We start from the raw sequence: 16,459 nt of genomic DNA, 5'->3' as shown, positions 1-16,459 counted from the left end.
GGCGTATAACGCCAGCGCAATGCGCAAGCGCAATACCGCGAACAGGCAATCGGTTACGCATACGATTGCCTGCAATTTTTGCGACGATAATCGCGCTGAAATTGTGTATTTATCTGAATTTAAAGTGATTGTTGGATGGGCTTGCCTGGCATGCGGTTTGCAATATCTTTGCTATATCTCTCTGAAACCTGCATTACACCCTGAAGGAAGCGTCATGTCTGACTCTGTTGTAACCCGCCTGCGCGCCAGTTTTTTTGATTTTCCCGCGCTGGCCGACCAGCCCGATGGCCTCGCCGACCAGGCACGCTACCTCGAAGACGGTCTGCTGACGCTGCGCGACGGCAAAGTGGTGAGTCTGGAGCGCTGGCAGCCGGCACATCAACACCTGGAATCAACGCAGGTGATCGATCTGCGCGGCAAGCTGATCCTGCCGGGGTTTGTGGATACCCATATTCACTATCCGCAGACCGAAATGATTGGCGCGTTCGGTGAACAGCTGCTGGAGTGGCTCAATCAGTACACTTTTCCGGTCGAGAGGCAGTACCACTGTGCGGCGCACGCGGCGCGCATGTCAGCGTTTTTCCTGCAACAGCTGCTGGCCAACGGCACCACGACTGCGCTGGTGTTTGGTACGGTGCATCCGCAATCGGTAGACGCGCTGTTCAGCGCCGCCGAACAGCTGGAGATGCGGCTGATTGCCGGCAAGGTAATGATGGATCGCCACGCACCGCCGGAACTGACCGAAACGCCGGCGCAAAGTTATCAGCAGACGCGTGAGCTGATTCAGCGCTGGCACCAGCGCGGGCGTCTCGGTTATGCGCTGACGCCGCGCTTTGCGCCGACCTCATCGCCGCAGCTGCTGGAAAAAGTGCAGCAGCTGAAAAACGAGTTTCCCGACACCTGGCTGCATACCCATCTCAGCGAAAATCAGCAGGAGATCGCCTGGGTAAAAACGCTGTTTCCCGCCCATGACGGCTATCTTGACGTGTATCACCAGCATCAGCTCACCGGCAAACGCAGCGTATTTGCCCACTGCCTGCATCTGGAGGATCGCGAATGGCAGTGCCTGCACGACACCGACTCGGCGATGGCCTTCTGTCCGACCTCCAACCTGTTCCTTGGCAGCGGGCTGTTTAATCTTAAACGCCGCTGGCAGCAGCGCGTGCGCATGGGCATGGGCACCGATGTCGGCGCCGGCACCACCTTCAATATGCTGCAGACGCTGGGTGAAGCCTATAAGGTGGGGCAGCTGCAACAGTACAAACTCAGCGCCGCAGAAGCGATTTACCACGCCACGCTGGGCGGCGCCCATGCGCTGGATCTCGATGACAAAATCGGCAACTTCAACCCCGGTAAAGAGGCGGATTTTGTGGTGATCGATCCTGCCGTCTCTCCGCTGCAGCAGCTGCGCATGGCCAACAGCGACGATATCCATCAGCGTTTGTTTGTCCTGATGACGCTCGGTGATGACCGTAACATCGCGCAAACCTGGGTCAACGGTAAGTGCGTGTGGCAGCGGGAAAGCCATACGCACGCGCAAGGTTGTTGCCAGGCGACGAAACTGCCAGGATAAAAGCATCCCGCCGCAGGTGGCTGCGGCGTTGCTGATTATCAGGAGCGATAATGACTTCACGTGCCAATCCGTTTTTTAACGTCAGCCCGTTGCCGTACCAGACACCGCCGTTTGATCTGATCGACGAAGCGCATTTCCTGCCGGCGCTGGAAGCCGGAATTGCCGAAAAGCGCCAGGAAGTGGCGGCCATCGCCAGCAACCCCGAGCCGGCAACCTTTGCCAATACCTATGAAGCGCTGGAGCGCAGCGGTAGCCTGCTAAACCGGGTGTACCCCGTTTTTGCCGCGATGACCTCAGCCAATACCAGCGAGCGGCTCCAGCAGGTTGACGAGCTGATCACCCCGCAGCTGACGGCGCTCAATGACGAAATCTACCTTAACCCGGCGCTGTTTGCGCGGCTCGACAGCGTGTATCAGCAGCGCGGTTCGCAGTGCCCGGATGCCGAAGCGATGCGTCTGGTGGAAGTCACCTGGCAGCGCTTTCAGCTGGCCGGCGCCAGTCTGAGTGAGCGCGATAAAGCGCAACTGCGCGCCTGTAATCAGGAGCTGGCCAGTCTGGGAACGCGTTTCGGTAACCGGCTGCTGGCGGCAACTAACGCCGCCGCTTATACCGTCAGCAGCGCGGCGGCGCTGGACGGCCTGTCGCCGGCGGCGCTGGCACAGGCGAAGGACGCCGCTGAGGCGCGCGGGCTGCACGACGCATGGCTAATCCCTCTGCAAAATACCACCCAGCAGCCGGTACTGCAGTCGCTGACGGTGCGCGCCACGCGCGAAGCGCTGTTTCAGCAGGCGCTGACGCGCAGCGAGCAGGGTGACGACAACGACACGCGCGCCATCGTGTCGCGCATGGCGCAACTGCGTGCGCAGCAGGCCAGTCTGCTGGGCTTTGACAGCTTTGCAGCATGGAGTCTGCAGGATCAGATGGCGAAAACGCCGGAAGCTGCCCAGTCCTTTATGCGCAACATCGTGCCCGCCGCGACGGCGCGCGCCGGGCGTGAAGCGGCGGATATTCAGCAGCTGATCGCCGACCAAAACCACAGCTTCCCGCTGCGCGCCTGGGACTGGAATTACTACGCGGAACAGGTACGCACCGCGCAATACGCGCTGGACGAAGGGCAAATCCGCCCCTATTTTGAGATCAACACTGTACTGGAAAAGGGCGTGTTCTGGTGTGCCAGCCAGCTGTATGGCATTCGCTTTGAACAGCGCCACGATCTGCCGGTCTACCATCCGGACGTCAACGTTTATGAGATTTTCGATGCCGACGGTGCACCGTTAGCGCTGTTCTACACCGATTTCTTCACGCGGGATAACAAGAGCGGTGGCGCATGGATGGGCAATTTCGTCGACCAGTCGACGCTGCTGGAAAGCCGGCCGGTGATTTACAACGTCTGCAATTACAGCAAGCCGCAGCCCGGTCAGCCGGCACTGCTCAGCTGGGATGAGGTGATCACGCTGTTCCATGAGTTTGGCCACACGCTGCACGGCCTGTTCGCCACCCAGCGCTATGCCAGCCTGTCCGGCACCGCCACGCCGCGTGATTTTGTCGAGTTTCCGTCGCAAATCAACGAACACTGGGCCAGTCAGGATCAGGTGTTTGCCCACTATGCGCGCCATTATCAGACCGGTGAAGCGATGCCCGCCGCGCTGCGCGACAAAATGGTGCGCGCCGCGAAATTCAACAAAGGCTATGACATGACCGAACTGCTGGCGGCGGCACTGCTTGATTTGCAGTGGCACTCGCTGTCACCGCACGATAATCCGCAGGATGTCAGCCATTTTGAGCAGCAGGCGCTGGCGGCGGAGAATATTGCCCTGAGTGCCGTGCCGCCGCGCTATCGCTCCAGCTACTTCCGTCATATCTGGGGTGGCGGCTATGCGGCCGGGTATTACGCCTATATCTGGACGCAGATGCTGGCCGACGATGGTTATCAGGCGTTTGTCGAGCGGGGCGGTCTGACACGCGAAAATGGTCAGCGCTTCCGTGAGCAGATTCTGTCGCGCGGTAACAGCAGCGATCTGCAGCATCTTTGGCTGGCCTGGCGCGGTAAAGCGCCGGACATCGGGCCGATGCTGAAACACCGCGGCCTCGACGAGGCATAACGCGCCGTAACCGAAGGGCCAGCCAGCGGTGCAGCTGGCTGGCCTGCACGCTTATCCCAGCGGACCGCCTTCAATGGTGTCACACATGCCGGCCAGCACGCGCTCGCCGGTTTCCTCTTTCAGTCCGGCATACCATTCCGCGGTGACCGCCGCATCTTTGGCGTGGGTGACATCACAACGCTTGCGCGCTTTCAGCACCAAATCACGGGTGCGCGCCACGCGCCGCGCTTCATAGCGCAGCAGCCCGTCCTCAATGCCCAGCGAGTGGGCGGTCAGGGTTTGCGCCAGTACCACCGCATCTTCCATGGCCGCACAGCCGCCCTGACCGATATCCGGCGTGGTGCTGTGTGCCGCATCCCCCAGCAGCGCCACACGTCCTCTGACAAAGCGGCTGAAGGGTTCGATATCATGAATCTCCACGCGATTGGTGGTTTGTGCGTCAATGCTGGCGATCAGCCGCTGGACCGGTTCGGCCCAGCCGGCAAAATAGCCGCGCAGATCGTCTTTCACCGTTGCGCGATCCTGCGCCAGCCCTTTCGGCAGCGGGACATCAAAGAAAAAGTAGAAGCGGTTACCGCTCACCGGCATCAGCGAGACGCGCTTGCCCTCGCCGACAAACGTGGTCCACTGATCGGCGGGCGCGATGCTCTCATCGATGGTGACCAGGCCATTCCAGTTAACGTAGCCTGCGTAGCGGCGCTCGACGTGTTCGCCCAGCACGTGATGGCGAATCACCGAGTGGGTGCCGTCGGCGGCCACCATAAAATCCCCTTCAGCCTGGCTGCCGTCATCAAACCAGGCGGTCACGCCGCTGGCATGCTGCTCCACCCGCACAACGCGTTTGCCAAAGCGGATGCGTTCGCGGCCGTAGCTGTCGATCAGCAGCGCCTGTAACTCTGCGCGTGCGACCGGATAAGGATACTCGCCGACCTGCTGCACCAGCGGTGACAAACTGAAGCGGGTCAGGGTGCTGCCGCTGTGGCCATCGTTGTAAGCCATAAACGCCATATTGCCGCCGAGCGCGCGCAGCTGTGCCTTGAGACCCAGCGCATTGAGGCACTTCACGCCGTTAGGCCAGATAGAGATAGCCGCGCCGACCGGTTTCATCTCTTTCACCGCTTCATACACTGCGGTGCTGAAACCCGCTTTTTCCAGCGCCAGCGCCGCGCTCATGCCGCCGATACCCGCTCCAATCACAATCGCTTTCATTACCGTCTCCTTTACTGTGCACCCTAAGCCATGCAACTTTTGTACCATCTTGCGGGGTCAGGGTGATGGCGAGTTAAAGTATTGAAAATAATGATTTATATTCCGGTTGGGTCAGACGCTGCTTCGGCAATGGGCGCAGATGCTGCACCTTAACAGGGCATCATCAGGCGGAAGGTGAACCAAAGGTTTCACGCTGGCAATCATCCGGCCAGCGTTCATACTCTCTACATCCATCCTGCGAGGACTGAATGATGAAATGGATAATGATGTTATGGCTGCTGGGCAGCCTGAGCGCAGCGGCCCAAACGCCGTGGCAGCCGGAGAGAAAAGGGGATTTGCCGCAGCTCACGCCGGTAGCAGCGAAGTGTGATGTCTCTTCCTGTCAGCAGAACTGTTACGTGCAGCAATCACAGTGCAAGAATGACAACGGCGGCGGCTGTGGCTCGCTGGCGCAGATTTGCGTACAAAACTGTGCCAGCCAGTGCCGCTAGAGCGTTTACGGATCGTCTTTGATGCGGCGATCGATGGCGAAGGGAGCGGAGGTCGCTGTGGCAATCAGCGCGGCCGCGCCCGGGTGATCGGGGTTAAACAGCGCATTATCTTCGCCGGTGAGGATGCTGGGCACCGTCATCAGCAGGGGAAAGCCGTTGTGCGGATCGAGAAACGCCGCGCCGATGGCCTGCGTCTCCTCCTGCTGCTGATATTTTTCCCAGCCGGCCGGCAGTTTACTGCTGTCGAGGGCGATGATGTCGGACTCCGGTACCGCCACGGTAAACACCACAAAGCGGCTTTGCTCCAGCAGCGTTTTCCCGGCGTGCACCACCAGTTCCAGCGTCGCCAGCGCTTTTGAGCTGCTGAGGTAAACCGCTTTCATTCCGGGCGGATTCCAGCGGCCACCCCATTTTTCTGCGCCAGCACCGTTAAACGCCTGGCTGGCGTACTCCGCTTTGACAATTCGATAGAACACCCTGACGGGTGCAGCCGGATCCTTCCGTCGTGTCATCAGACAATCACTCCGTGCTCAAGGCGGCCAATCAGCGTCAGTACCGCATCGCAGCCGGCGGGCGTACTGAGCATGTTAATCGGCTGCGCGTTGTCGAGCGCCAGCGCAGGCTGATACATCCAGTGCATCGCCACTTCCGGATCGCCAGCGAACAGCTGGATCACCGCATCCAGCACTTCAAACACCTGATAGATGCGTGCGCCCTGTTCGACCGAGAGCTGCGATCCGGACTTCTCGCGGCGCCGGTAGGTGTTACGGTCAATCGAGACCATTTGCGCGATGTCGATCGGCGTCGCTTTCAGAATCGTGGCGGCGCGTTCGACAATGCCGACATCCATGCCGTCGGTGATCAACTTATGCGCCTTAAGCCGGTTACGCGGCAGCCCCATCTGATCCATAAAAGAGGGGCGGGCGTGCTGAATCAGCGACGGATCAAAGATGCGCGATCCGCTGGTGGGATTAAAAGCCGATGCGGTGGACATCACAACCTCCTGATAATGTTCATGTGAACATTTTTATGCATCAAGTGTACAGCATTTGCCCACCGGTGTCATGGTTTGTTCACGCCTCACCGCCATTAACTGGCGGTGCGCCAGATGTCGCTCATCGCCAGCTCAAGTTTTTTAAACAGCCGGTAGCGTGTGTCATGGAACGCGAAGCGCGCCGCGCGGGGCTGCAGCGCCTCCGGCGCAAGGGTGACCGCCTGCTGCACGGCGGCAGCCAGATTCGGCCACTGACCCACGCCCACGCCCGCACACAGGGCCGCGCCCAGCGCCCCGGTTTCGTGGCAGGTTGCGACGCGAATCGGCATCCCCAGCACATCGGCAAACATTTGCGGCCAGACACTGCTGCGCGTCGCGCCGCCGGAGAGCGTGGCCTGGTTGACCGTAATGCCGGCCGCGCGCAGTCGGTCAATGTGCGCCCGGTGGGCAAAGGTCACGCCTTCGAACAGGGCAAACAGCATGTCAGCGCGCGTATGCCAGCCGCCGAGGCCGTAAAAGCCGGCTCTGGCAGGTTCGGCTTTCCGCCCCGAATAGAGGTAAGGGTGATACAGCGGCAGCTGCGCGTCAGGCCTGACCTGTGCCACGCTGTCGCTGCTGCGCGCCGCGCCCTGGCCAGCGCGGCCATCATCAAATTCACGCAGGAACCAGTCAAGATTGGCGGCAGAAGTGGCGCTGGCCTCGATCGCCATGTAGCGATCGCGTTCGATGATCGAATTCATAAACACCGGGCGCAAATAATCAGGTTTGTCGACCACCACCTGATTGATGCTCCAGGTACCGGCGACAATGGAGGCCTCACCGCAGTTCACTACGCCCGAGCCGACCGCGCTGGCAACCACGTCAAACATGCCGGCTACCACCGGGATGCCGGCCGGTAAACCAGTGAGCTGTGCCGCGCGGGCCGAGACCACGCCGGTAACCTCGCAGGATTCACGCAGCGGTGGCAGCAGGGCGAGCGCCTCTTCGATGCCGTACAGCGCCAGCAATTCGCCACTGTAGCCGCGCTGGCGATAATCAATCAGCCCGGCACCGGCGGCATCCGAATAGTCCGCGCTGACGTTGCCGCACAGAAAATGGGCGATGACATCTTTGGCACACAGCAGATGGCCGATCTGCGCCCAGCGTTCCGGCTGATGCTGACGTATCCAGCTGATCAGCACCGGCGTGGCGGCGGGCCACGGTTTTTGTAATGACAGCGCGTAAATCTGCTGCGCCGCACCGCTGGATTCCAGCGCCTGCACCGTGGCGCTGGCGCGATGATCAATCGACTGGATGCCAAACAGTGGGCGCTGCTGACGATCCAGCGCATACAACCCGTTGCCGTGACCGGCGGCCCCGACGGCAATCACTTCGCTGCCACGCGTGCCGGCTTGCTGCAGGCAGCGACTCACCGCGTTGCTGACGCCGCGCCAGATATCTTCAACTGGCCGTTCAGCATAGCCTTCCTGCGGCTGATGCGTTTCGCCGGCGCACTCCGCTACCGACAGCACGCGGCCGCTCAGGTCAAACAGTACCGCTTTGATCATGGTGTTTCCGGCATCGATGCCGAGAATCTGGCTCATATCCGACTCCGTTTCAGGCGAAGACGGCGCACCGCTTAAGCGCCGGTGCAGGTCACGCTTAACCCTGCTGGTAGATGTCCAGCGCATCCGCGCCGCTGACACCCTGATGAATAATCGCCATCAGCGCGCTGACCACGCGTGACGGATTATCATGTTGATAAACGTTGCGTCCATACACCATGCCGCTGGCACCCTGCGCCATCAGCGCGGCGCTTTTCGCCAGCACCGCGCCCAGTTCCCCTTTACCGCCGCCGCGCACCAGCGTCGGACAGCGCGCCGCCTCCACCACACGATGGAAATCCTCTGTGTTATCCGTGGGGTCGGCTTTAATGATGTCGGCGCCCAGCTCCCGCGCCAGCCGCACCAGCGGCACGATTTGTCTGACGTCACCGAGCGAGCCGTACGCCGCGCCCTGGCCGGCGGGGGCCATCACCAGCGGCTCCACCATCAGCGGCATGGCATAGCGATCGCAGGCCTGGCGCAGGCGGCCAATGTTCTCCACGCACATGCGAAAAATGCCCGGTTCATCCGGGATCTGGTAGAGATTGACCACCACCGCGGCGGCATCCATCTGCAGCGCGGCAAGAATCGGTGCCTCCGGATTGTGCAACACCGCCCACATCTCGCGATGGCGCGCTGCGTTATAGGCATTGCCGACGTCGGTGCGCATCACCAGCGCCGGTTTGCGCCCGGCAACGCGCTGCAGCAGATCGGCCTGACCATAATTGACCTGGATCGCATCCGGCTGTGCGGCAATCAGGTTGCGCATCACGCTTTCAATATCTTCCAGCCCCAGCAGAAAATCGGGCTCGTTGGCGATGCCATGGTCGATCGCCACATCCAGGCACTTGCCGTGGTGAAATAACCGGTTGAGGCGAACTTTAGGGGTGAGTGACATCCTGAACTTCCTCCTGTGAAAACGCGGATGCGAGCGCGTGCAGCCCATGGCGCTGCGCCAGGCTGATTGCGGTGTGCTGCAGATGTTCAGCGCGCTGGCTGTCCTGCCAGCCGAGCGAGTCGGCCAGCAGCTGCGAAATTTCCTGCATGAGCGGCGGCGTTAATTCACCGCAGATAGCCAGCGACGTGCGGCGCACCAGCACATCTTCCAGCTGGCACACCTGTTCATGCTCAATCAGATAGCGCAGTTCGGTGGCGCTGTAACCGGCATGATGCTGCAGCGGCTGTTCGCCGTGCTGCTGAATCTGCTGCAGCAGCGGCAGGGCCCGGCTGCCGTAGCGTTTCGCCAGTTGCGTCACGCGCGCCAGCGGAATGTCATATTGCTGCGCCAGCGCACTGAGCCAGGCGGGCTGGGCGGACGGCGCCGGAAAATCCCGGCCGCCGCCAATCGGCAGGTCGCTGCTGGAGACGCGACGCTTTTCTCCCAGCAGGCGCAACACGCGGTCGGCGGCCTCTTCCCCGAAGCGGCGGAAGGTGGTCCATTTACCGCCGACCAGACATAGCGTGCTCCAGGCGCGCGCGTGGTCAGGCGGCAGCAGCACCAGCGAATGGTTACGTGAAATCTGGCCATTCACTTTGGCCTCGCTGGCCGGCAGCGGGCGCACGCCGCAGAAGGTGTAAACCACTGCGGATGCTGGCACCACAATGTCAGGAAATACAAAGCGCAGCGACTCAAGAATGTAAGCCTGCTCTTCGGCTTCGCACACCACGCTATCGGGGTCATCAACGCGGATATCGGTGGAGCCCACCAGCACTTTGCCGAACCAGGGAAACATAATGCACACCCGGCCTTCCTGATTTTCGAAATAGACCATTTCACCGTCCAGCATCTGTAACAGCTGGGGATGATCGAGGATCAGATGCGACCCTTTGGTGCCGCCTATCAGTCTGGTCGGTGGTGAATGCACGGCCAGCTGCTGATTCAGCTGGTCGATCCACGCGCCGCCGGCATTCACCAGCACGTGCGGCTGCAGGCTAAAGCGCTCACCGCTCAGCGTATCTTCCAGCAGCACCGTCTCGTCGCTGGCGCTGACCACCCGCAGATAATTGAGCGCCAGCGCCTCCGGGCAGGCGCGTTCCGCATCTTCAATCAGCTCAAACCCGAGTCGCTCCGGCGCGCTGATCCACGCATCGTAATAGCTGGCGCTGTATTTCACCCAGGGCGCGAAGCCAGGCCAGCGATCGCGCGTGGCGGCTTCGTTACGCAGCTGGTGGCGCGGCATAGCGCCATACTGTCGCGTGTAGAGGTCGTACAGGCTCAGACCGGTTTTGATCAGCAGCGCGCCGCGCCGGGTGGGCTTATCGCTCAGGCGCAGGAAACGTCGCGTGGCGTTAACCAGTCCACCGCCGAGATTATCGATCGGTACGGTGGTACGCAGCGGAAACACATAGTGCGCGGCGTTTTTCAGCAGGCGATCGCGCTCCATCACCGACTCCTTCACCAGGCCAAACTCGCCGGTCTCCAGATAGCGCAAGCCGCCGTGAATCATGCGCGACAGCGCGCCGCTGGCCGCCTGGCACCAGTCACCTTTCTCCACCAGCACCGCAGGAATGCCCTGTAATGCCAGCTCACGAAAAGTACTGATGCCGTTGATGCCGCCGCCGACGATCAGCACCGGCAGCGAACTGCGCGCGCGCAGGCGGCTAAGCCGTTGTTCGCGGGTCAAAACCTGTTCCATTGTCAGCTCCTTGCGATGAACGCTTACTTGTCAAAGGTATAGGAGCGGGCGCAGCAAACGGCAAATCAGGTCATACAGGATGTGATTTTGTTCACTACCAATGAGAATTGTCGGGAAGCCTGGCAGGGGTAACGATATACTGCCGGTCAGACATCATGGTTAACCTGCAGGAAAAGGAATTTTCATGTATTCATGGGCCCGATTAAGCGCACTTGCGCTGCTGGTCAGCGGCAGTGCGCTGGCAACGACATCACCAGACAGCATCATCAAACCGCTGATGCAGCAGTATCAGATCCCCGGTATGGCGGTGGCGATTCTGCACGACGGCAAAACCGAATTTTATAACTATGGCGTGGCATCGAAAGAGAGCGGACAGCCGATCAACGAGCAGACGCTGTTTGAAATCGGTTCGCTGAGTAAAACGTTTACCGCCACCTTAGCCAGCTATGCGGCGCAGCAGAACAAACTGAATTTCAGCGACGCGGCCAGCCAGTGGCTGCCGGAACTGAAAGGCAGCGCTTTTGATCGTGTCTCGCTGCTGAATCTGGCGACGCACACCAGCGGCACGCCGCTGTTCGTACCGGATGACGTAACCAATACCCGCGAGCTGATGCGCTGGTACAAACAGTGGCAGCCAGAGGCCCAGCCGGGCACGGTGCGGGTTTATTCCAACCTCGGTATCGGTATGCTCGGCATGATTGCGGCTAAGAGTCTGCATCAGCCATTCATCAGCGCGATGGAAAAGCAGCTGCTGCCGGCGATGGGCATGACGCACAGCTATGTGCAGGTACCTGCATCACAGATGGGGCGCTACGCCCAGGGTTATAACAAGCAGGATCGCCCGGTGCGGGTCACGCCAGGCCCGCTGGATGCGGAATCCTATGGCCTGAAATCCACCTCTGCCGATCTGATTCGCTGGCTGGCCATTCAGCTGCAGCAACAGCCGGTCGCGCCCGCATGGCAACAGGCGGTGGCCGCGACGCATCAGGGCTATTACCACACCGAGGCCGCTTTTACTCAGGCGATGATGTGGGAATATTACCCGCTGCCGGTGACTACGCAGCAGCTGGTGGATGGCAACAGCGGCGCGCGCATCATGAAGGGCATGAAAGCCACGCTGATTACGCCGCCGCAGGCTGCGCCGCAGCAGGCGTGGTATAACAAAACCGGCTCCACTAACGGATTCGCCACCTATGCGGTCTTTATTCCGTCGCAGCGGGTTGCGCTGATTATGCTGGCAAATAAGTGGTTCCCGAATGACGATCGGGTGGTGGCTGCGGAAAAAATCATCAGCAACATCGGGAAGGGCGAATGATCACCATCAGAGCGCTGCGCGCAGAAGATTTTATGCCGTGGCTGGCGCTGTGGCAGGGCTATCAGCGCTTTTATCAGACTACCATTGACGATAACACCACCGGCGAGAGCTTCCGCCGCTTGCTGTCCCGCGCGGAACCCATGCACTGTCTGGTGGCCGAGCAGGACGGCGCGATGGTCGGGCTGGTGCATTTTCTTACCCATCGCTCAACCTGGACTCAGGGCGACTACTGCTATTTGCAGGACCTCTACGTCAGCGAGGCCGCGCGCGGTCTGGGCGCCGGCAAGGCGCTGATTCTGGCGGTCTATGAACAGGCAGAGAAGCTCGGCTGTTCGCGCGTTTACTGGCTGACGCAGGCGTCTAATAGCCACGCGCGGGCGCTGTACGATCGGCTGGCGCAACAAACCGACTTTGTGCAGTACCGTCATTTATTCGATCAGCCATAATTTTCCCGGGCTGCCATGGAGGGTGGCCCTCGCGTGCCTGATCAAGGCGCGCTTGCGTTATTCATCCCACCGTTTCGCTCCCTGAACCCTTTCAAACGAAAATCCCTCAGATAAATAACTGTGATCATGCTCGCTATTTTTTGCCTGCGTGCTGTCTTTTTGTTCGCTCGATGTTATGAATGAATATGTAATGTGTTTCGAATGAAACTAAGGCGTAAACAGACGGAGTGCGAGATGAACACCACTTTTACCTCAGAACAACAACCCGACGATTTTAAACAGCATGTGCGCCTGATGAAGCAGGCGCTCAGAGCACAGATTGGCGATGTCGAAGGCCTGTTTGAGCAGGTCAGAAGTAAGATTGTCAGTGAAATCGCGGCCGCGCGCGCCGAAGAGAAGCAGCACGGAACGGCGTGGCCGCAGGTCAGCTTCGCGGATCTGGCCGCCGGTCGCATCAGCGAACAGACCAAAGATCATATCCGCCGCCGCGGCTGCGTGGTGGTGAAGCAAACCTTCAGCCGCGAGCAGGCGCTGGCGTGGGATGCTGACATGCTCAACTACCTCGACGACAATGATTTCGACCGTGTCTATCAGGGGCCGGGCGACAACTTCTTTGGCAACCTCGACGCCTCGCGGCCGGAGATCTACCCCATTTACTGGAGCGATGCGCAGATGTCAGCCCGCCAGAGCGAGGCCATGGCGCAAACCCAGGCGTTCCTCAATCGCCTGTGGAAATTCGAATCCGCCGGTACGCGCTGGTTTGATCCGGACGTGAGCATCATCTATCCGGATCGCATCCGGCGCCGGCTGCCGGGTACCACCTCAAAAGGGCTGGGCGCGCACACCGATTCCGGCGCGCTGGAGCGCTGGCTGTTGCCGGCCTATCAGCAGGTGTTCAGCAAGATCTTTTCTAACCAGTTCGATCAGTACGATCCGTGGGATGCGGCGCACCGCACGGCCGTGCAGGAGTATCAGTCTGGCACCACCACCAAATGTTCGGTGTTCCGCACTTTCCAGGGCTGGACCGCACTCTCTGATATGCAGCCCGGTCAGGGACTGCTGCACGTGGTGCCGGTGCCGGAAGCCATGGCTTATCTGCTGCTGCGTCCGTTACTGAAGGATGTGCCGGAAGAGGAACTGTGCGGCGTGGCGCCGGGCAAAGTGCTGCCGGTATCGGAGCGCTGGCATCCGGAATTAATTGCCGGCCTGTGTTCGATCCCGGCGCTGCAGGCGGGCGATTCGGTGTGGTGGCACTGCGATGTGATTCATGCGGTGGCACCGGTAGAAAATCAGCAGGGCTGGGGCAACGTGATGTACATTCCTGCCGCGCCGATGTGCGATAAAAACGCCGACTATGCGCAGCAGGTGGCGCAGGCGCTGGCGACCGGTGTCTCGCCGGGCGATTTCCCCAAAGAGGATTACGAAGCCAGCTGGCGCGGCCGTTTTACGCCGCAGGATCTGAATGAAAACGGCCGGCGCAGTCTGGGATTAGCGTGATTTCTGCTAAGCTGGGCAAAAACTTTTTTACAGCAGGCTCTATGAACGCACGTCATCAGCACATTATTCAACTGGTCAGCGAGCGCGGCAGCGTCAGCGTCAATGAACTGGCGCAAACCACCGGCGTTTCGGAGGTGACGGTGCGTCAGGATTTGAACCTGCTGGAGAAGGGCGGCTTTCTGCGCCGCGTGCACGGTTCCGCCGTGGCACCGGAAAGTGATGACGTAGGCGCGCGCATGCAAACCCGCTTTGCGGTGAAAAAACGCCTGGCGGAGTACGCCGCCGGGCTGGTTAACCCCGGCGAAACGGTGTTTATTGAAGGCGGCAGCACCAATGCGCTGCTGGCGCGAGAGCTCAGCCATCGGCAGGACATCACCATCATCACCGTCAGCCATTACATCGCCGGACTGCTGCGTGAGCAGGGCGGCGATGTGATTATCCTCGGCGGGCTGTTTCAGAAAAGCAGTGAGTCGGTAGTCGGGCCGTTAACGCGGCTGTGCATTCAGCACCTCAACTTCCATAAGGCGTTTATTGGCATTGACGGCTGGGATGAGGCGACCGGTTTCACCAGCCGCGACATGCTGCGCTGCGATGTGGTGAACGCCATCATGGAAAAACCGACGCACACCGTCGCGCTCACCGACTCCTCCAAATTTGGTCAGATTCATCCCTATGCGCTGGCGCCGCTACAGCCGTTTAAGCAGGTGATCACCGACGCGGAACTCGCCGCAGGCTGGCAGCAGCAGCTGCGTGCGCAGTCGCTGCAGCTCAGTCTGGTTTAACCTTTATTGCGTTCAATCTCTCCCTCAGGCTTAGCGTTATCAGCCATTGATTGCATCGACGCACTATTCATGTAATAAATAAAGTTACATGATGACAACCGATCGGGACAATGATGACGCAAAATACCAACGATATCTTCAACGAAGAGTTTGCGCGGCAGTACGACGCGTATAACGGCAAACATCAGCCAATCGCCGATAATCTGCATCTGCTGATTTCACTGGTGCTGGACAACGCGCCGCCGCAGGCGCGGGTGCTGTGTGTGGGCGTCGGGACCGGCAGCGAAATTATCCGGCTGGCGCAGCAGCACCCGGAATGGCAGTTTACCGGTGTCGATCCCTCACCGGACATGCTGGCGGTCTGCACAGAAAAACTCACCGCCGCCGGGATACGGGCGCGCTGCCAGCTGCATCAGGGCTACCTTAACGACGTGCCGGTTACCGCCGATTACGATGTGGTGCTTTGCCTGCTGGTGACGCATTTTATCCAGCATCCGCAGCGGGCGGGTATTTATCAGCAGATGCAGCAGCAGCTCAAACCGGGCGGACGCTTAGTGACGGCAGAAATTGTCGGCGATGTGCAGGATACCGGCTTTGATGAACAACTGCTGTTCTGGAAAACCATGCATGAGAGCGCCAGCGGCAGGGCGCAAAATCTGGATGAGATGAAGCAGATGCTGACGCAGCGGCTGCTGTTACTGCCTGCTGCCCAGACCGAAGCGCTGATGGCGCAGGCCGGGTTCACGCCGCCGCAGCGCTTCTTTCAGTCGCTGCTGATACATGGCTGGACGGCGCGCAAGCGCTAAACCGCTTAATAAGGTTGAGTGAGCTGACGATTCAATAAGATAGCAGCGCCTGCGCCGTCAGCTCGTCGGTGATCAAACCGGTGACGAGTCCGCTGGCCAGCACCGCGCGGATCGCCGCCACTTTACTCGGTCCGCCGGTCAGCGCCACGATCTCTGCGCGCTGCGCCAGATCCAGCGGTACCGACAGCGTGCGTGCCGTCAGCGAGTTGTGAATCATCTGCCCGTCGGCAGCAAAAAAGTGCCCCAGCAGTTCGCCCACCGCGCCGGCTTCCGACAGGGCGCGGATCTCGGCTGCATCGATCATCCCGGCTTCCACCAGTTGGGCGGCCGGTTCCACGGTGCCAATGCCCACCAGCTTCACTTCACTGTGCGCGGCCATGCTAAACACTTCGCTGACGCCACGCTGCGCCAGCAGCACATCGCGATCCTCTTCGGTGTTGGCAAAAAACGGTACCGGCATCATGTAGGCCTGCGCACCGGTTTTTTCGGCGATGCGATGCATCACGTCATGCGGATTGAGCGCGTAGTTGCGCGTCAGACAGCCGAGCAGGGAGACAAAGCGCAGGTGCGGCGCGTCGATACGTGCCAGCTGGTGAATTGCTGCCGACAGCGTCCGGCCGTGGCCGAGACCCAGCGTGATCGCCGGCGTGGAGGCCAGCAGATTACGCAAATAGTCGGCACCGGCCATGCCCAGCGCGCGCACCGGCAGGCCTTCTTCACCGAGATCGGGTGCCACCTGACAAAAGTTCAGGCCGTAGCGGCTGCGCAACTGCTCTTCCAGCGTCACGCAGGCGACAATCGCGCCGTCGATGGTGACTTTCACCGCGCCTTCGGCCACCATGCGCGCAATCAGCCGATGGGTTTTCACCGACGGCAGGCCGAGCCGTTTGGCCACTTCAGCCTGCGTCAGGCCGCCAACATAGTGCAGCCAGGCCGCCCGCAGGGCCAGAGAGTCATCGCGTTCAGCGGAAGTCGGTGCGGATTTCATCGGGTTGTCCCTGTCTGGTTGAGGGGTGCTGCGAGCT

Annotated in this window: 15 protein-coding genes; 8 read left to right on the top strand and 7 right to left on the bottom strand. The window is 60.4% G+C overall.

Going from position 1 to position 16,459, the window contains the following annotated elements; translation table 11 throughout:
- Positions 1-214: 214 nt before the first annotated feature.
- Positions 215-1,573: a guanine deaminase gene (gene guaD, locus QMM04_RS00890; RefSeq protein ID WP_282995471.1), complete on the top strand. Its 1,359-nt coding sequence runs from the start codon at positions 215-217 to the stop codon at positions 1,571-1,573.
- A gap of 50 nt (positions 1,574-1,623) precedes the next feature.
- A complete protein-coding gene (gene dcp, locus QMM04_RS00885; protein ID WP_058774692.1) occupies positions 1,624-3,675 on the top strand; it encodes a peptidyl-dipeptidase Dcp in 2,052 nt (683 codons plus the stop codon).
- A gap of 51 nt (positions 3,676-3,726) precedes the next feature.
- Here dcp and hpxO read toward each other — a convergent pair whose 3' ends face one another.
- Positions 3,727-4,884: an FAD-dependent urate hydroxylase HpxO gene (gene hpxO, locus QMM04_RS00880; RefSeq protein ID WP_058774691.1), complete on the bottom strand. Its 1,158-nt coding sequence runs from the start codon at positions 4,882-4,884 to the stop codon at positions 3,727-3,729.
- A gap of 251 nt (positions 4,885-5,135) precedes the next feature.
- Between hpxO and QMM04_RS00875 the strand changes: the two genes are divergently transcribed.
- A complete protein-coding gene (locus tag QMM04_RS00875) occupies positions 5,136-5,375 on the top strand; it encodes a hypothetical protein (RefSeq protein WP_031279112.1) in 240 nt (79 codons plus the stop codon).
- 5 nt (positions 5,376-5,380) lie between these two features.
- Here QMM04_RS00875 and QMM04_RS00870 read toward each other — a convergent pair whose 3' ends face one another.
- The 5 genes from QMM04_RS00870 to QMM04_RS00850 form a co-directional block, all read right to left on the bottom strand.
- Entirely contained in the window at positions 5,381-5,887 is a 507-nt protein-coding gene (locus QMM04_RS00870) for an RES family NAD+ phosphorylase (RefSeq protein ID WP_031279110.1), read from the bottom strand.
- Positions 5,887-6,369: an antitoxin Xre/MbcA/ParS toxin-binding domain-containing protein gene (locus QMM04_RS00865; protein WP_021506062.1), complete on the bottom strand. Its 483-nt coding sequence runs from the start codon at positions 6,367-6,369 to the stop codon at positions 5,887-5,889. The genes QMM04_RS00870 and QMM04_RS00865 overlap by 1 nt, the downstream gene beginning before the upstream one ends.
- Positions 6,370-6,464: 95 nt before the next feature.
- Entirely contained in the window at positions 6,465-7,952 is a 1,488-nt protein-coding gene (locus tag QMM04_RS00860; protein ID WP_282995470.1) for an FGGY-family carbohydrate kinase, read from the bottom strand.
- A gap of 58 nt (positions 7,953-8,010) precedes the next feature.
- Positions 8,011-8,850 (bottom strand): aldolase, encoded by an 840-nt coding sequence (locus tag QMM04_RS00855; protein ID WP_215480308.1) that lies wholly within the window; start codon positions 8,848-8,850, stop codon positions 8,011-8,013.
- A complete protein-coding gene (locus tag QMM04_RS00850) occupies positions 8,834-10,588 on the bottom strand; it encodes a glycerol-3-phosphate dehydrogenase/oxidase (protein WP_282995469.1) in 1,755 nt (584 codons plus the stop codon). Before QMM04_RS00850 ends, QMM04_RS00855 begins: the two co-directional genes overlap by 17 nt.
- 184 nt (positions 10,589-10,772) lie before the next feature.
- On the opposite strand from QMM04_RS00850, the gene ampC reads away from it, so the two are divergent.
- The 5 genes from ampC to QMM04_RS00825 all read left to right on the top strand — a co-directional run bounded on the left by ampC (position 10,773) and on the right by QMM04_RS00825 (position 15,434).
- Positions 10,773-11,903 carry a class C beta-lactamase gene (gene ampC / locus QMM04_RS00845; RefSeq protein WP_282995468.1) on the top strand — a complete coding sequence of 377 codons (1,131 nt, stop codon included), beginning with the start codon at positions 10,773-10,775 and terminating at the stop codon, positions 11,901-11,903.
- Positions 11,900-12,349, top strand: coding sequence for a GNAT family N-acetyltransferase (locus tag QMM04_RS00840; protein WP_021506057.1), 450 nt, complete (start codon positions 11,900-11,902; stop codon positions 12,347-12,349). The genes ampC and QMM04_RS00840 overlap by 4 nt, the downstream gene beginning before the upstream one ends.
- Positions 12,350-12,583: 234 nt before the next feature.
- Positions 12,584-13,846: a DUF1479 domain-containing protein gene (locus tag QMM04_RS00835; protein WP_058769792.1), complete on the top strand. Its 1,263-nt coding sequence runs from the start codon at positions 12,584-12,586 to the stop codon at positions 13,844-13,846.
- Positions 13,847-13,887: 41 nt separating this feature from the next.
- Positions 13,888-14,628, top strand: coding sequence for a DNA-binding transcriptional regulator YciT (locus QMM04_RS00830; RefSeq protein ID WP_058769793.1), 741 nt, complete (start codon positions 13,888-13,890; stop codon positions 14,626-14,628).
- A gap of 110 nt (positions 14,629-14,738) precedes the next feature.
- Positions 14,739-15,434, top strand: coding sequence for a class I SAM-dependent methyltransferase (locus QMM04_RS00825; protein WP_236569483.1), 696 nt, complete (start codon positions 14,739-14,741; stop codon positions 15,432-15,434).
- A 31-nt stretch (positions 15,435-15,465) separates the two neighbouring features.
- Here the strand turns inward: QMM04_RS00825 and QMM04_RS00820 are convergent, their stop codons facing one another.
- Positions 15,466-16,422: a sugar-binding transcriptional regulator gene (locus QMM04_RS00820; protein WP_058780571.1), complete on the bottom strand. Its 957-nt coding sequence runs from the start codon at positions 16,420-16,422 to the stop codon at positions 15,466-15,468.
- Positions 16,423-16,459 lie beyond the last annotated feature (37 nt).

Origin of the sequence: Pantoea sp. Pa-EAmG, assembly GCF_030024295.1 — a bacterium.
Classification (GTDB): domain Bacteria; phylum Pseudomonadota; class Gammaproteobacteria; order Enterobacterales; family Enterobacteriaceae; genus Pantoea; species Pantoea dispersa.
Note: the sequence above shows the minus strand (reverse complement) of the source record. Positions and strands in the feature narration are given on the sequence as shown.

What these genes read in the sequence shown, in the direction of transcription:
- QMM04_RS00835 (WP_058769792.1), top strand. Translation starts at nt 12,584, where the DNA reads ATGAACACCACTTTTACCTCAGAACAACAACCCGACGATTTTAAACAG.
- QMM04_RS00855 (WP_215480308.1), bottom strand. Translation starts at nt 8,850, where the DNA reads ATGTCACTCACCCCTAAAGTTCGCCTCAACCGGTTATTTCACCACGGC.
- QMM04_RS00820 (WP_058780571.1), bottom strand. Translation starts at nt 16,422, where the DNA reads ATGAAATCCGCACCGACTTCCGCTGAACGCGATGACTCTCTGGCCCTG.
- QMM04_RS00825 (WP_236569483.1), top strand. Translation starts at nt 14,739, where the DNA reads ATGATGACGCAAAATACCAACGATATCTTCAACGAAGAGTTTGCGCGG.
- QMM04_RS00850 (WP_282995469.1), bottom strand. Translation starts at nt 10,588, where the DNA reads ATGGAACAGGTTTTGACCCGCGAACAACGGCTTAGCCGCCTGCGCGCG.
- guaD (WP_282995471.1), top strand. Translation starts at nt 215, where the DNA reads ATGTCTGACTCTGTTGTAACCCGCCTGCGCGCCAGTTTTTTTGATTTT.
- QMM04_RS00865 (WP_021506062.1), bottom strand. Translation starts at nt 6,369, where the DNA reads ATGTCCACCGCATCGGCTTTTAATCCCACCAGCGGATCGCGCATCTTT.
- QMM04_RS00830 (WP_058769793.1), top strand. Translation starts at nt 13,888, where the DNA reads ATGAACGCACGTCATCAGCACATTATTCAACTGGTCAGCGAGCGCGGC.
- ampC (WP_282995468.1), top strand. Translation starts at nt 10,773, where the DNA reads ATGTATTCATGGGCCCGATTAAGCGCACTTGCGCTGCTGGTCAGCGGC.
- QMM04_RS00840 (WP_021506057.1), top strand. Translation starts at nt 11,900, where the DNA reads ATGATCACCATCAGAGCGCTGCGCGCAGAAGATTTTATGCCGTGGCTG.
- dcp (WP_058774692.1), top strand. Translation starts at nt 1,624, where the DNA reads ATGACTTCACGTGCCAATCCGTTTTTTAACGTCAGCCCGTTGCCGTAC.
- QMM04_RS00875 (WP_031279112.1), top strand. Translation starts at nt 5,136, where the DNA reads ATGAAATGGATAATGATGTTATGGCTGCTGGGCAGCCTGAGCGCAGCG.
- hpxO (WP_058774691.1), bottom strand. Translation starts at nt 4,884, where the DNA reads ATGAAAGCGATTGTGATTGGAGCGGGTATCGGCGGCATGAGCGCGGCG.
- QMM04_RS00860 (WP_282995470.1), bottom strand. Translation starts at nt 7,952, where the DNA reads ATGAGCCAGATTCTCGGCATCGATGCCGGAAACACCATGATCAAAGCG.
- QMM04_RS00870 (WP_031279110.1), bottom strand. Translation starts at nt 5,887, where the DNA reads ATGACACGACGGAAGGATCCGGCTGCACCCGTCAGGGTGTTCTATCGA.